Source organism: Pseudomonas wenzhouensis (assembly GCF_021029445.1).
Classification (GTDB): domain Bacteria; phylum Pseudomonadota; class Gammaproteobacteria; order Pseudomonadales; family Pseudomonadaceae; genus Aquipseudomonas; species Aquipseudomonas wenzhouensis.
Genome location: NZ_CP072610.1, coordinates 1,168,620 through 1,181,747, shown reverse-complemented (window position 1 = coordinate 1,181,747; position 13,128 = coordinate 1,168,620). Strand labels below are relative to the sequence as shown.

13 protein-coding genes and 3 pseudogenes are annotated in these 13,128 nt (G+C 54.3%); 7 read left to right on the top strand and 9 right to left on the bottom strand.

Annotated features, from left to right (window positions below; genetic code table 11):
- Positions 1–8: 8 nt before the first annotated feature.
- Positions 9–767 (top strand): annotated as a pseudogene (locus J7655_RS20930) (PAS domain-containing protein); the annotation flags it as partial.
- An 81-nt stretch (positions 768–848) separates the two neighbouring features.
- The gene (locus J7655_RS20925; protein ID WP_230927677.1) at positions 849–1,298 is read left to right on the top strand and encodes a methyl-accepting chemotaxis protein; all 450 of its coding nucleotides are present in this window, start codon (positions 849–851) and stop codon (positions 1,296–1,298) included.
- A gap of 179 nt (positions 1,299–1,477) precedes the next feature.
- Here the strand turns inward: J7655_RS20925 and J7655_RS20920 are convergent, their stop codons facing one another.
- Positions 1,478–1,675 carry a diguanylate cyclase domain-containing protein gene (locus tag J7655_RS20920; protein WP_420850932.1) on the bottom strand — a complete coding sequence of 66 codons (198 nt, stop codon included), beginning with the start codon at positions 1,673–1,675 and terminating at the stop codon, positions 1,478–1,480.
- Between the two features lie 8 nt (positions 1,676–1,683).
- Positions 1,684–2,022 carry a diguanylate cyclase domain-containing protein gene (locus J7655_RS20775; protein WP_267914144.1) on the bottom strand — a complete coding sequence of 113 codons (339 nt, stop codon included), beginning with the start codon at positions 2,020–2,022 and terminating at the stop codon, positions 1,684–1,686.
- Positions 2,023–2,090: 68 nt separating this feature from the next.
- On the opposite strand from J7655_RS20775, the gene tnpB (J7655_RS05395) reads away from it, so the two are divergent.
- The 4 genes from tnpB (J7655_RS05395) to tnpC all read left to right on the top strand — a co-directional run bounded on the left by tnpB (J7655_RS05395) (position 2,091) and on the right by tnpC (position 4,597).
- Positions 2,091–2,222, top strand: coding sequence for an IS66 family insertion sequence element accessory protein TnpB (gene tnpB, locus J7655_RS05395; protein ID WP_230926889.1), 132 nt, complete (start codon positions 2,091–2,093; stop codon positions 2,220–2,222).
- A 200-nt stretch (positions 2,223–2,422) separates the two neighbouring features.
- On the top strand, positions 2,423–2,554 hold the full coding sequence (gene tnpB, locus J7655_RS05390) for an IS66 family insertion sequence element accessory protein TnpB (protein WP_230926889.1): 132 nt from the start codon (positions 2,423–2,425) through the stop codon (positions 2,552–2,554).
- Between the two features lie 80 nt (positions 2,555–2,634).
- The gene (tnpB, locus tag J7655_RS05385) at positions 2,635–2,994 is read left to right on the top strand and encodes an IS66 family insertion sequence element accessory protein TnpB (protein ID WP_003460146.1); all 360 of its coding nucleotides are present in this window, start codon (positions 2,635–2,637) and stop codon (positions 2,992–2,994) included.
- Positions 2,995–3,013: 19 nt separating this feature from the next.
- Positions 3,014–4,597 (top strand): IS66 family transposase, encoded by a 1,584-nt coding sequence (gene tnpC / locus J7655_RS05380; protein ID WP_230926888.1) that lies wholly within the window; start codon positions 3,014–3,016, stop codon positions 4,595–4,597.
- A gap of 219 nt (positions 4,598–4,816) precedes the next feature.
- Here tnpC and J7655_RS05375 read toward each other — a convergent pair whose 3' ends face one another.
- The 6 genes from J7655_RS05375 to istA form a co-directional block, all read right to left on the bottom strand.
- Entirely contained in the window at positions 4,817–6,775 is a 1,959-nt protein-coding gene (locus tag J7655_RS05375; RefSeq protein WP_230926887.1) for a hypothetical protein, read from the bottom strand.
- Positions 6,776–6,810: 35 nt separating this feature from the next.
- Positions 6,811–7,158, bottom strand: coding sequence for an ImmA/IrrE family metallo-endopeptidase (locus J7655_RS05370; RefSeq protein ID WP_230926886.1), 348 nt, complete (start codon positions 7,156–7,158; stop codon positions 6,811–6,813).
- Positions 7,159–7,174: 16 nt separating this feature from the next.
- Positions 7,175–7,636, bottom strand: coding sequence for a hypothetical protein (locus tag J7655_RS05365; protein ID WP_230926885.1), 462 nt, complete (start codon positions 7,634–7,636; stop codon positions 7,175–7,177).
- A gap of 936 nt (positions 7,637–8,572) precedes the next feature.
- Positions 8,573–8,800 (bottom strand): helix-turn-helix domain-containing protein, encoded by a 228-nt coding sequence (locus J7655_RS05360; protein WP_230926884.1) that lies wholly within the window; start codon positions 8,798–8,800, stop codon positions 8,573–8,575.
- A gap of 166 nt (positions 8,801–8,966) precedes the next feature.
- A complete protein-coding gene (gene istB / locus J7655_RS05355) occupies positions 8,967–9,770 on the bottom strand; it encodes an IS21-like element ISPst3 family helper ATPase IstB (protein WP_013983804.1) in 804 nt (267 codons plus the stop codon).
- Positions 9,763–11,262 carry an IS21-like element ISPst3 family transposase gene (gene istA, locus J7655_RS05350; RefSeq protein ID WP_230927676.1) on the bottom strand — a complete coding sequence of 500 codons (1,500 nt, stop codon included), beginning with the start codon at positions 11,260–11,262 and terminating at the stop codon, positions 9,763–9,765. The genes istB (J7655_RS05355) and istA overlap by 8 nt, the downstream gene beginning before the upstream one ends.
- Positions 11,263–11,369: 107 nt before the next feature.
- On the opposite strand from istA, the pseudogene istB (J7655_RS05345) reads away from it, so the two are divergent.
- Positions 11,370–11,930: pseudogene (gene istB, locus J7655_RS05345) on the top strand (IS21-like element helper ATPase IstB); the annotation flags it as partial.
- A gap of 128 nt (positions 11,931–12,058) precedes the next feature.
- On the opposite strand, the pseudogene J7655_RS05340 reads toward istB (J7655_RS05345), so the two are convergent.
- Positions 12,059–13,036 (bottom strand): annotated as a pseudogene (locus tag J7655_RS05340) (IS1182 family transposase); the annotation flags it as partial.
- Positions 13,037–13,128 lie beyond the last annotated feature (92 nt).

Here is a 13,128-nt window from a genome sequence, read left to right as displayed (position 1 = left end):
TACTGATTATGTTCGACTTTCTAAAGAAAACACCCACTTTAACAGAACCACTAAAAGTTTCTGATGAAAAACTCCTCTTTAATGCCATGTTAAACGCTACCGCGATGGTGATTTTTAATCATTCAGGCGAAATACTTGAAGTGAGTCAGAAGTTTGCTGACTTTATGGGGTACAGTAAACAGGAACTTCTGGGCCAGCATCACCGCATTTTGTTTGAGACTGCCTATACATCGAGGCCCGAGTATATAACCTTCTGGCGAAATCTCCTTGAGGACAAACCGCAGCGAGATACCTTTAAATATATAAAGAAGAATAGAGAAACTATCTTTGTCGGCGCACGTTATGTGCCAATTAAGGATGAACAAGGTAAGGTGTATCGTGTTGTTAAATTGGCTTTTGATGTCACCGCGCAGCATAACGAATCTGCGTCGCAGAATGCTGTTTTTACAGCACTTAACCGCTCACAGGCTGTAATTGAATTTACCCCGGATGGCACAATCACCAATGCTAACCAGAATTTTCTTAATGCTATGGATTGCAAACTGGAACAGATAAAGGGTAAACACCACAAAATTTTCTGTGATGAAAACTTTTATCGTGATAACCCAAATTTCTGGCGCAACTTGGCTAACGGTAACTATCAGACAGGTCGATTTCTAAGAAGAAGTCTGTCTGGCAGGAGCGTCTGGCTTGAAGCAACTTACAACCCCATTCTTGATGGGCAAGGTAAAGTCTATAAAGTGATAAAATTTGCGTCAGATATTTCTGAGCGCGTCAATAACGCCATTAATACAGTGAACCTCGCGGCGCAAACATCCGAAAAGACATCGGCGTTAACAACAACGGCAATGCGAGAGCTGGATAACAGCGTGAATACCAGTGTTCAAATCGCATCACAGGTTGAAAATACTGCACAAGTAGGACAAGAGCTAAATCTGAAATCAAAGAATATTCAGGAAATAGTAACCACCATACGTTCTATTGCAGATCAGACAAACTTATTGGCACTTAATGCGGCGATTGAAGCTGCAAGAGCCGGAGATTCCGGCAGAGGGTTCGCAGTTGTTGCAGACGAAGTAAGAAAGCTTGCCGCCAGATCGGCTTCCGCAACCTCCGACATTGCTGAAGTAGTCAAAGAAAATGCTGGGCTGATTGATAAAATTGACATCGGTTTAAAAGAGATCAATGTGATAGCTAAAAAGGGTCATGAATCGATCAAACATGTCGAAAAAGTTATCGAGAGTGTGAATGTGAGTATCAGTGAACTCGTGTCAATGGTTGAAGCATTGAAACCCTAATTTTTATACCAACAATCCTTTATTTATTGGATTTGTTACCAGAGCGCTCCTAATTTGTTGGAAGGTGTTTTACTTCTTCATCAGATAGCGCTATTAACGATGAATGAAAAATGGACAGCCCGCATCAAAACAAAAATCTAACAATTAAAAACAATGCGTTTAAATAAAAATTTTTCAACCTAATCATACGCATAATTACCAGAAACTAAATAGAAAGCGTTCTTTTTCTTTTTTGCGATATACATAGCCTGGTCAGCTTTATTAATAATCTCATCTGAACTAAGTTTTTCGCCTTTATGAATGTAGGCTCCAATACTTGAAGTACAAATATAAGGTTCGGCCCCTAGATCGTAAGGATAACTTAGTCGTTCTCTTATTTTTTTGCCTATTTTTTAACCCAAGCATCAGAAGAGAAAATTTGGTTGCGTCCAGAGAGTATAATTAAAAACTCGTCACCTCCAAACCGGCAAACCGTATCGCTATCACGAACAGATTCTATTAATCGATTTGATACGGCTTTAAGTAAATGATCTCCTGCCTCATGACCTTGAGTATCATTTAGTAACTTGAAATCGTCGAGATCTATATACATCAATGCAATAGGAAATTTATCTCTTTTAGCTAATAATAGTAGTTGCCCTAATCGTTCTTGCAACAATCTTCTATTAGCAAGACCTGTTAACGAATCATAGAATGCAAGGCGCTTAATTTGTAACCGCTCCACAAACCACACCTTCAAGTGAAGTGAAGGCCCACAGATGCTGTGCTCCCGATTTTCCTGGAGCCCAGCCCATGATGCGTCCCGACCCCAAGGTCAAAGCCGTTTACCTTTACCCCAAGCCGGTCGATTTCCGCAAATCCATCAACGGTCTGGCCGCCTTGGTCGAGTTGGATATCAAGGTGGCGGTGTTCGACCCGGCGTAACCGCTCCATAAACCCCACCTTCAACTGACCTGTCCGTTCCCGGATGCTGGGCTCCCCATTTTTTCCCGTGGAGCTCCGTCATGATGCGTCCCGACGCCAAGGTGCAGAAGGTCTATCTCGTAACCGCTCCACAAACCACACCTTCAAGTGAAGTGAAGGCCCACAGATGCTGTGCTCCCGATTTTCCTGGAGCCCAGCCCATGATGCGTCCCGACCCCAAGGTCAAAGCCGTTTACCTTTACCCCAAGCCGGTCGATTTCCGCAAATCCATCAACGGTCTGGCCGCCTTGGTCGAGTTGGATATCAAGGTGGCGGTGTTCGACCCGGCGTAACCGCTCCATAAACCCCACCTTCAACTGACCTGTCCGTTCCCGGATGCTGGGCTCCCCATTTTTTCCCGTGGAGCTCCGTCATGATGCGTCCCGACGCCAAGGTGCAGAAGGTCTATCTCTACCCAAAGCCCGTCGATTTCCGCAAATCCATCAACGGCCTGGCCGCTCTGGTCGAGCTGGACATCAAGGTGGAAGTGTTCAACCCCGTGCTGTTCGTGTTCCTCAACCGCACCCGCAGTCAGGTCAAGATCCTCTACTGGGAGCGCAATGGCTTCTGCTTGTGGCTCAAGCGTTTGGAAGCCGAACGCTTCAAGACCAAGCCCGATGCCGGCGACGAGGCCATCGAGCTGACGGTCGATGAGTTGAACTGGCTGCTCGACGGCATCGACCTGTGGCGCAACCGTCCGCACCAGATACTGACGCCGCGTTTCGTGACCTGAGCCGGTATAATCCACGGCCATGATCGCCGTGCCCGCCCCCCTTCCTGACGACCCAATCCTGCTCAAGCATTTACTGCTGCTGGCCAGTGAACAGGCGGCTGCGAAAGATGCTCGCATAGAACAACTTCAGGAACAGGTCGCCCTGCTGCGCCACAAGTTGTTCTCGCCCAAGTCCGAGCGCAGCCCTGAAGATACCGACTCGCCGCAGTTGGCCATGTTCAACGAGGCCGAAGAGCTGATCGAAGCGCTGTCCGCCGCGCCAAGCGAAGCCGAAGCCGAAGCCGAAGCCGAAGCCGAAGCCGAAGCCGAAGCCGAAGAAATCGTTGCGCCGGTCAAGCGCCGTGGCAAGCGCAAGCCGTTGCCGGCCAACCTGCCGCGTGTCGAGGTCATCCACGACCTGCCCGAGCACGAGCTGACTTGCGCCTGTGGCGCCTGCAAACAAGTCATCGGCGAGGAGACCAGCGAGCAGCTGGAGATCATCCCGATGCAGGTGCGGGTCATCCGCCATATCCGCAAGACCTACGCCTGCAAGGCCTGCGACGCGGCGCCGATCACTGCCGACAAGCCGGCCCAACTGATCGAGAAGAGCCTGGCCAGCCCCAGTGTGCTGGCGATGCTGCTGACCACCAAATACGCCGACGGCATCCCGCTGTACCGCTTCGAGAAGATGCTCAGCCGCCACGGCGTCGAGATCCCGCGCCAGACCCTGGCGCGCTGGGTGATCCAGAGCGGCGAGCAACTGCAACCGCTGCTCAACCTGCTGCGCGACAAGTTGCTCGAATACCCCGTTTTGCACTGCGACGAAACGCGCTTGCAGGTACTGCATGAACCGGGACGAGATCCCACCGCGCAGTCCTGGATGTGGGTACAAAGCGGTGGACCACCGGATAAGCCGGTGATCCTCTTCGACTACACCGCCAGCCGCGCGCAGGAGGTGCCGCTGCGCTTGCTCGACGGCTATCGCGGCTACCTGATGACCGACGACTACGCCGGCTACAACGCCGTGGCCGCGCAAGAAGGCATCGAACGCCTCGGCTGCTGGGCGCATGCGCGGCGCAAGTTCGTCGATGCGCAGAAAGTGCAACCCAAGGGCAAAACCGGCCGTGCCGACATGGCGTTGAACCTGATCAACAAGCTCTACGGCATCGAGCGGGACCTGAAGGACGCTTGCGATACCGAGCGCCTGGTCGCCCGTCAGCAACGCAGCCAGCCGCTGCTCGATCAACTCAAGACCTGGCTGGACAAGACCCAGCCGCAGGTCGTCGGGCAGACGGCGCTGGGCAGGGCGGTGAACTACCTGGCCAGCAACTGGAGAAAGCTGGTGCGCTACGTCGAAGGTGGACATCTGCCGATCGACAACAACCGCGCCGAGAACGCCATCCGCCCGTTCGTTATCGGGCGCAAGAACTGGCTGTTCAGCGACACGCCCAAGGGGGCCACGGCCAGCGCGCAGATCTACAGCCTGATCGAAACCGCCAAGGCCAATGGCCAGGAGCCTTACGCCTGGCTGCGCCACATCCTCGAACGCCTGCCGGCCGCCAATAGCGTCGAGGATTACGAAGCGCTGCTGCCGTGGAATTGCTCGCCAGTGAGCGCATCCTGACAGACCCGCTCCATCAGCAGTAGGTGGGGTTTATGGAGCGGTTACGAACCTACCTCAGCGAAGACCTTGCGTACGAAAGGCGTGCCCTTCTTCATTCGCTTGATTCGGTTTGAGATGGCTTGTGCGACAGACATGGGAGCCTTCTAAGACCTGACGGTTGCTGAGAAGAATGCAATGCGGATTTTTTCTCTAAATATCCGGCTGCGATTTAAGATGAAATCAGTAACCGCTCAGTTCCCGGAATTTTTGGGAATCATGATGAGCGATCCATTCAGCCACATCATAAGGAACGTACAGTTTAAACTTGGCGCGAGAGATCGCGATGTACACAGCACAGATTCGTTGGTCAAACTCATTCACATCCCTGAACTGAGTGACAGTGAGTAGCTGCGGCGTCAACAAAACTACGTCGAACTCCATCCCTCCAGCCTGTTCAGCCATCATAACCATACAACTATTACCGGATTGACCAAGCATCCCTTTCAGCTGATTCATATCGGCAACATTGAAGCCTTTTTCTAGCTCTTCCTCCACCCATAAAAATGACTCATCGTGCCGATTGGCGTCACAAACCTGCTGCCAGTTTGAGAACTCACTAAAGTCCAAATGCGGTCCATCCGGTATCTGCTCAACACTGTAGAAATCTGGCTTGAACAATGCGATGGCAGTGGCCATAAACCTTTTAAGGTCTTTCTGCGCCTCAGTACTGGGGATTAGCGCGCGCCCTGCAGCATCCATCTGGATAATCCACTTCATCATGTCCCAACGGGATGCAGCCAATACCACACAACCCTCAGGCGGCAAAAATCCTTGAGGATAATACTTAACAGCGACATCAGTATTGCTAGCACCCTCAAAGGGAATCTTGCCCTTACTAGAGTGGCGGTAGATTAGAGGGTTTACCAAACTCTCGACGTTACGGCCAGATCGAACAGAGTAGGCGATCTCGCTTCGCCGGACCTCGCGCCCTCTGTTTACAAAAGCGCCCCCAGCTTGTTGATATTCATCCCCGAGCGTTATCAACACCTGGCGACCTCGCTCGATGATCTGCATAAGGGAAGCAGGAAGGTCCTGACTTTCGTCAATGAGTACGTGCGTGTACCGAGCCGGAACCACACAGCCTGATAAGCTTGCGCGCTTTATCATTAACAATGCTTCGAGTTCAACCAGACCGTACCAGGCAGGGTTTGACTCAAGGTAGCCCCATAGCTGGCTCGAATACTCAAGAACCACCCTAGCATCCATGCTAGACAAAGGCTGGTTGAAATAAGGCAAGTGCTTTGCCGACAGGGTATAGTCTCTAGACCGACAATAGTTATTGAGCACTTTAAGGCAAATGTTCAGCGTCGATTGTGTGTCATAGCCACGGACGCCAATGATGTTCAGTTCTTGTGACAATGCCCGCTTACTAAGAAACTTAGGAAGTTCGTTCACGGGCTTGGGCTTGGGGCCATTCAGCAAGAACTGTGCGAATTCGATGAAAGTCAATCCGGCTTTACTGCCGTAAACGTCTCCAATACGCTTACGAAGGGCCTCCAACTTTCCGGATGTGTGCGCCAACAATAACGTCCCCCCTGGACGCAAGCACTCCATCAAGGTGCCTAATAGGTGGCTCTTACCGATACCCGCGTAACCTTGAACATGGAGGTCCTCATCCAGGTTGGCACGGAAAGTCCTTACCAACTTATCCTGCGCAGGGCTTAACCAACGCTCGCGGTGCCGTGGCGTAATCATCTGCTCACTGAATGGGTTGATACGTCTATAGTGACGCCCCCTAAATTCGAAATCCCATCTTCCATTGGGTAGCAAATAATCCCGCGCTGCGACCTCATCAGAACTTAGAAAGCGTAAGTTTAAACTCTTGGCAACCTGACCACCGGAGCGTAACTTTCTTGGATCAAACAGCCGCTGCGCCTCTGACAGCAACCCTCTAGCATCTAAATGCTGAGTATCAACCGCCCAAGCGACAAGTTTGCTCAAGACTCTTTCAATCGAACTCGGCGTCAGCTCTTTTTTCTCTGCAACTGACAAGTGCTGAACAACCAAAATCGCGGCCAATTCAGCATCCGACAAAGTAGCTAGCTCGCTTGCATCTTTAGAACCTAATAAACTTGCGCAAGTCTCACTTGCTACGGGCAAGAAAAGGGGGCTGGATAAATCAAAGTGCTCAGGATGCATACCATCTCACAGTTAAGAAAGGACTCATCATTTGATCAATCCTTTTCATATCCCTCATCAGTCACTCCTGATTCGTCGTCTATTTCGAACCAATCGACCTCTGAAATTTTTGTTGCAGGAGGGCATAGATTGACTGCTACACGTAGACAATCGTCTCGGGCAGAGCTGTAGCGGGCATCGTTAAGCCACCCCAGATCGATCAACCTAGAGCGAATCAGTGACCTTGGCACACCAAAACGTTTACTCAGCTCAACAAGAAAAATATTGACGGTCGTAATATTTACTGGCTGGTGATCTACATATATGAGCCCATACCTGCGCCACTTGACCTCATATTTATCGAGCAGCTCCATTACATTCTCAGCCAGACTTTCGACTTCCATCCATCTCTCATGTGAGTCACTCATTACTATCCTCGCCCTTGACATCAAGCACGAACTCATAGTTACCCAGAGTGCCTGACATCCCTCCTAGGTAGTTATTATGCTCACTCGCTAGCTCTGCGCACTTCATCTCGATGCAATACTGCAATTCACAGACTGCCATTTCAAGGAGCCTGCCCAGATCGGCAGCACTTTTTGCAGCTAGATGCAGCTGCAGATCAAACTTTCCTGAGGTAAAGGGCGATAAAGATGCGGTCGCTGCTGCTCGAAAAGAAATTTCTTCTCGCTGATTTGCACCTTCAACCTGACTGTTCTTCGACCCACTAAGTAGTTCGGCATGTTCTTCGTCCATGAGATCCAGCACCCTCGAAAGCTCCAGAGTTTTCGAGGGATTCAAATGCATCTGCTCCTTGATATCCAAACGACGGATCTGCCATTCCCGAATCTTTTCTCGGGTCAGACTATCAATTTCATCCACGGCAGAGCCCTCTTGATGCCCGAATTTTAAGTATGCCAACCTTCAACTTCGTGAATTAAATGGTTTTCTGCGAAATCAGAAGCCTTGCAACGGGTGGGACTTGAGCTGCTCATGCCTGGGGTTCAGGTCATGGGTGTTTGAGAACACTTAACCTGGAAATACCCCTAGCCCCCTCACTCAAAGCAATACTCTCCCAGTAACAAAGCCGGACTACTTCTTGCTGAAAAAAACCTGCCTTTAGTAATAAGTGCTACAGCAAAATTCCTCCCGCCCCGCCTCACTGAGCGGCCTCGGCTAACCCCGGCACCAGGGCAGTGGCCACTGCAGCTCCAGACTACAGCCCAAACTGCACGTTACCTTGACCTTCATTCCATTTGAACCACGCTCTGTAAGGAGTAGCGATCATAAGCCGCCCCTCGCAATGCCAGAATCGGTAACACGCTCAAACGGAAACCTCTAGCGCTGATTCGGTTAGCAGCCTAACGAGTTCATCACCAACTCTCTGCAGAAGCGATTCGCGGCCCCCTGAGCTTTCTGCTGCAAACAGATAGGTAATGACCAGGGAGTGACAGGCGAATGTCGAGCACCTAGCAAAGATTATCAGGCTTTTCGAGCGTAGGGCTGGTAGCCGCCGGCTCCGGTAAACTGACGTGCGTGCAACTGCCACGATTGGCAAGATCTTCCTGGGCAAGCCTCTGCCGAGCTGTAGCTGGCCGAGCAATATCAATAGTGAATTTGATGAGCTGCCGGTGGCGCAACGGAGCTTGTGGCTGACGAAGCGGCCTGAAGGAGTCGTCGCTACGGTGCAACTCGCCACCCGATTGTCTTCAGATGTCCTCAAGGCCGTCCGCTGCGCCTGCTTGCAGAGCACGCACTAGACACCAAGTTTTCGAGCGCAACGCTGTACGACTTCTGAAAACTCGAATGCTGATAGATCTAAACAGCAGGTGTTGAGCGCTGGTCTGCCAGGATCCTTTCCACCTCGTCGACGATCTCAGCTGCCGTGCAGCCCAGGGGGATGGCCAGCTTGATCAAGGTGGTGATCGTTGGCTGATGGATGCCCCGCTCCATCAGGCTGACATAGTTACGCTGCAATTCTGCCTCATGAGCCAATCGCTCCTGGGTGAGCCCTGCTTTGTTGGCGCTGATGGAAAATTGACCCACCCTGCCGATTGAAATTTGACCCAGGGCGGATTGCTGATTTTGTTACCAGCAACTGTGGATAAGTCTACCAGCGCAGCTGCTTTTGAACCCACTCCCTCGCTGTCCCAGTTCAGCTGTTGAAGACCTGCCAAATGCAGCCATGCAGCAGGCCGTCGTCACCATGAAATCAGAACGACTCATCGTCCTCAGGTTCCTGGCCGCCCTTACGCTTTCGCTCCCGTGATTTGATCTTGGCCTGGGCCGCCAAGCTACTGTGTTGCAGGCGATAGGACTCGTTACCGGTTTCGACGATGTGGCAGTGGTGGGTCAGCCGATCCAGCAGGGCGGTGGTCATCTTGGCGTCGCCGAACACGCTCGACCATTCGGCGAAGCTCAGGTTGGTGGTGATCACCACGCTGGTGTGTTCGTACAGCTTGGACAGCAGGTGAAACAGCAACGCACCGCCAGCCTGGCTGAACGGCAGATAACCCAGTTCGTCGAGGATGACCAGATCCATGCGCAGCAGTGCCTGGGCGATCCGCCCGGCTTTGCCGTCGTGTTTTTCGCGCTCCAGCAGATTGACCAGATCGACCGTGGAGTAGAAGCGCACGCGCTTGCCATGCCGGGTGATGCCGGACACGGCCAGTGCGGTGGCCAGGTGGGTTTTACCGGTGCCTGGGCCGCCGATCAGCACCACGTTCTGCGCGGTGTCGGTAAAGGCCAGGCTGGCCAGCTCGCTGATCAAGCGTGCGTCGGCGCTAGAGGCGTTGAAATCGAAGCTGGCCAGATCGCGGTGCATCGGCAGCTTGGCCATGTTCATCTGGTGGCTCACCGAGCGCATGGCGCGATCTGTGTGCTCTTGTTCCAGCAGGTGTTCGAGCAGCCACTTGGACGAGGCTGTGTTCGACTCACCCTGTGCAGTTAACTCCGCCCAGGCCGTGGCCATGCCGTGCAGGCGCAGCTCCTTGAGTTCCGCCATCAAATCACGCATGACCGACCTCCTCGGCCTGGCCACGCAGGCGGTCGTAGCGCGCCGTGTTAGCGACGGGGGCTTCCTTGAGCGACAAGTGGGTTTCGACGCTGGGTGGTGGTTCGGATGCTGTCAGCCGTGCCACGACATTGAGGATGTGTTCGGCGCTCAGGCTGCCGCTTTCCAGTACCAGCTCAACAGCCACCAGCACCGCATCGAGCCCGGCGACCGGTACGGCAGCCAGAACTTGCGCCATGATCCGGTCACCGCCGGCATGACGCCCCAGACCGTGCTTAAGCTGACGCAGCGGCGCCGGCAGATCAGCAAAGGGCGCGCCGTTGCGCAGCGCACCGGGCTTGCGTTCGATCAGCGGGAGGTAGTGCTGCCAGTCATAGCTGACCTGGTCGCGATCCAGCAAGCGGACATGGCTGGCGATCAGCGCGTCGTCAGCCACCACCTCGATTCGCGTCGGATACAAACGGCTGCTGACCCACTTACCCGCGTACTCACACGGCACCGAGTAGCGGTTGCGCCCGACGCTGACCAGGCAGGTGCTGGAGACCCGCGCAGGCCGCTCGACGTAACCGTCGAATGGCGCTGGCACAGGCATCAGTTCAGCGCGCTCCAACTCAAGCACTTCGGCCACACTCAGCCCGCTGTATTGAGGGTGCGTCAGCTCGTTCCAAAGCGCGCGGCAGCGCTGGCCCAGCCAGGCATTGAGTTCCTCGAAGGAGTGAAACTGGCAGTCCTGGGCGTCTAGCCAGATACGCCTGCGGCTGTCTTGCACGTTCTTTTCAACGATGCCCTTTTCCCAACCAGCGGCGACGTTGCAGAAGTCCGGATCGAACAGGTAATGCGCGCACATCACCGCAAAGCGCGCATTCACCGCCCGGCCTTTGCCCTTATTGACCTTGTCGACGGCGGTCTTCATGTTGTCGTAGATGCCCCGGCGCGGCACGCCGCCCAAGGCGCCGAACGAGCGTGTATGGGCGTCAAATAACATCTCATGGCCCTGGCTCGGATACGCCACAAGCCAGAACGCACGGCTGGCACACAGCTTCAGATGTGCCACCTGCATACGCCGGTAAATGCCGCCGACCAGCAAGCCTTCCTCGCTCCAGTCAAACTGAAACGCCTCGCCAAGAGCAAAGGTCAGCGGCACAAAGGCCTGCGACGCCTTGCCCTGTCCCCCTCGCCAGGCACGGATAAACGCGGTGAGCTGGCTGTAGCCACCGTCATAACCATCGGCTTTGATTTGCGCCAACAGCGCCTTGGCACTGCGCCGCTGTTGCTTGGGGCGCAGCGAATCGGCTTTTAGCGCCTGCTCTAGCGTGGCGTGAAAAGGGCTGAGTTTGTTAAAGATCGCGCGGCGTTGGTGCACCGGCTGCTTGGCCTCAGGTGCTCTGACCCACTTGCGAATCGTGTTGCGCGCCAACCCGGTGCGCTTGGCTATCTCATGCAGCGACAGCTTGTCGCGGAAATACATCCGGCGGATTTTGCCCATCATTTCCATACTGATCACCCTGTGTTCTCCTGCTCAAAAATTGAGCAGAAGCAGTTGAACACCTGGGTCAGTTTTCAGTCGGCAGAACAGCCTCTACTGGGTCAGTTTTCGGTCAGCGGCAACACGCCTGTCTCGAAGACATCGACTACCGTGCCCCGCGCGGACTCGACAAGGCGCTGATCCTCCAGCTGAGCAGCGGTCAGTGGCTGCGCGACGGACTCAACCTGATTATCAACGGCCCGACTGGCGTCGGTAAAACCTGGCTGGCCTGCGCCCTGGCCCACCAGGCCTGCCGAGAGGGCTACAGCGTGCGTTACCTGCGCTTGCCGCGCCTACTGGAAGAGTTGGGCTTGGCCCATGGCGACGGGCGCTTCGCCAAGCTGATGAGTAGCTACGCCAAGACCGACCTGCTGATCCTTGATGACTGGGGCCTGGCCCCGTTCACCGCCGAACAGCGCCGCGACATGCTGGAGCTACTGGACGACCGCTACGGCCAGCGCTCGACCCTCGTGACCAGCCAAATGCCCGTGGACAACTGGCACGAACTGATCGGCGATCCAACCCTGGCCGATGCCATCCTCGACCGCCTGGTGCACAACGCTTATCGGATCAATCTGAAGGGTGAATCAATGCGCAAACGGACGCAGAAATTGACGACGCCAGCCAACCCGGACTAACAATGCCACCCCTGCGTCGCTGCGCTCCGACTGCCCGGCCGGATGGCCGTGGAACAGGTGGCCAGATGGCCGTGGAATGCCTGGCCAGATGAGAGCGGACTGGGTGGCCGGATGGCGTGGAATCCGCAGCCCTGGTTGTTGGGCGCGCGATTCACGGGGACGAAAGCCGTAATGCCCGCTTCTTCGCAGGCCTGAAACTGCGCCCCGTTGGAATAACCTGCATCAGCCGTGACCGTCAGCTCAGGCTGCTGCAGAACCGCCTGAGTCGCTTTGGCCATCGGCTCCAACTGCTGGTTGTCGGTGCAGTCATTGGTCACTTCGTGATGCACGATCAGGCCATGCTCGGCATCGACAGCGCTCTGCACGTTGTAGGCCACGCAAGGACTCTTGCCGGAGCAGCGCATCTTCTTGGCATCCGCTTCGCCCTCGACGAACTGTTCCAGGCCCTGCGCCTCCATCAGCGCTTGTACGGTCAAGTTATCGGCATGGCGATCCTGTAGCTGGCGTAGCGCCTGTTTCACCGCTGCCCGGTCAATCGTCTCTTGCGCGTCTTGTGCATCACCCTCATCAAGCTGGGCCAGGTACTGGGCAATGTGTTTTTCCAGCTTCGCTTGTTGACGCTTGAGCTTCTCCACGCTCAGGTGCTTGCGCAGCGAAGCTACCGCTTGGAACTTGCTGCCATCGATGGCCACCAGCTCCCCACTGATCAAGCTCGCCTGGCGACAGAACTGGACGAAAGCCTTGCAAGTCGCCTGAAAGGCCACGCTGTTGCCTTTGCGAAAATCCGCGATGGTCTTGAAGTCCGGCGCCAGACGACCCAGCAACCACATCACCTCGATATTGCGTTGGCACTCCGCCTCCAATCGACGAGAGGAGCGAATGCGCTGGAAGTAGCCATATAGGTATAGCTTGAGCAAATCAGCTGGATCGTAGCCAGGACGCCCAGTCTTGAGCGGCTCAGCCTTGCTGAACCCCAGTACCTTCAGATCCAGACGAGCCACATAGGCCTCGATGACTCGAACTAGATGATCCTCAGGAACCAGCTCTTCCAATGTCGGCGGAAACAGGCTGCTTTGTTGCCGACCTTCACCTTGGATATAGCCCATAAACGACAATGCCCCTATCGACCGATAGAGGCATTGTCTTCACCTTGCACTCAGACTGCTAGGTTTTCACACAGTCTGTGTGGGCGGTTTTT

What these genes read in the sequence shown, in the direction of transcription:
- J7655_RS20925 (WP_230927677.1), top strand. Translation starts at nt 849, where the DNA reads ATGCGAGAGCTGGATAACAGCGTGAATACCAGTGTTCAAATCGCATCA.
- tnpB (WP_230926889.1), top strand. Translation starts at nt 2,091, where the DNA reads ATGATGCGTCCCGACCCCAAGGTCAAAGCCGTTTACCTTTACCCCAAG.
- tnpB (WP_230926889.1), top strand. Translation starts at nt 2,423, where the DNA reads ATGATGCGTCCCGACCCCAAGGTCAAAGCCGTTTACCTTTACCCCAAG.
- tnpB (WP_003460146.1), top strand. Translation starts at nt 2,635, where the DNA reads ATGATGCGTCCCGACGCCAAGGTGCAGAAGGTCTATCTCTACCCAAAG.
- tnpC (WP_230926888.1), top strand. Translation starts at nt 3,014, where the DNA reads ATGATCGCCGTGCCCGCCCCCCTTCCTGACGACCCAATCCTGCTCAAG.
- J7655_RS05375 (WP_230926887.1), bottom strand. Translation starts at nt 6,775, where the DNA reads ATGCATCCTGAGCACTTTGATTTATCCAGCCCCCTTTTCTTGCCCGTA.
- J7655_RS05370 (WP_230926886.1), bottom strand. Translation starts at nt 7,158, where the DNA reads ATGGAAGTCGAAAGTCTGGCTGAGAATGTAATGGAGCTGCTCGATAAA.
- istB (WP_013983804.1), bottom strand. Translation starts at nt 9,770, where the DNA reads ATGCGTGATTTGATGGCGGAACTCAAGGAGCTGCGCCTGCACGGCATG.
- istA (WP_230927676.1), bottom strand. Translation starts at nt 11,262, where the DNA reads ATGGAAATGATGGGCAAAATCCGCCGGATGTATTTCCGCGACAAGCTG.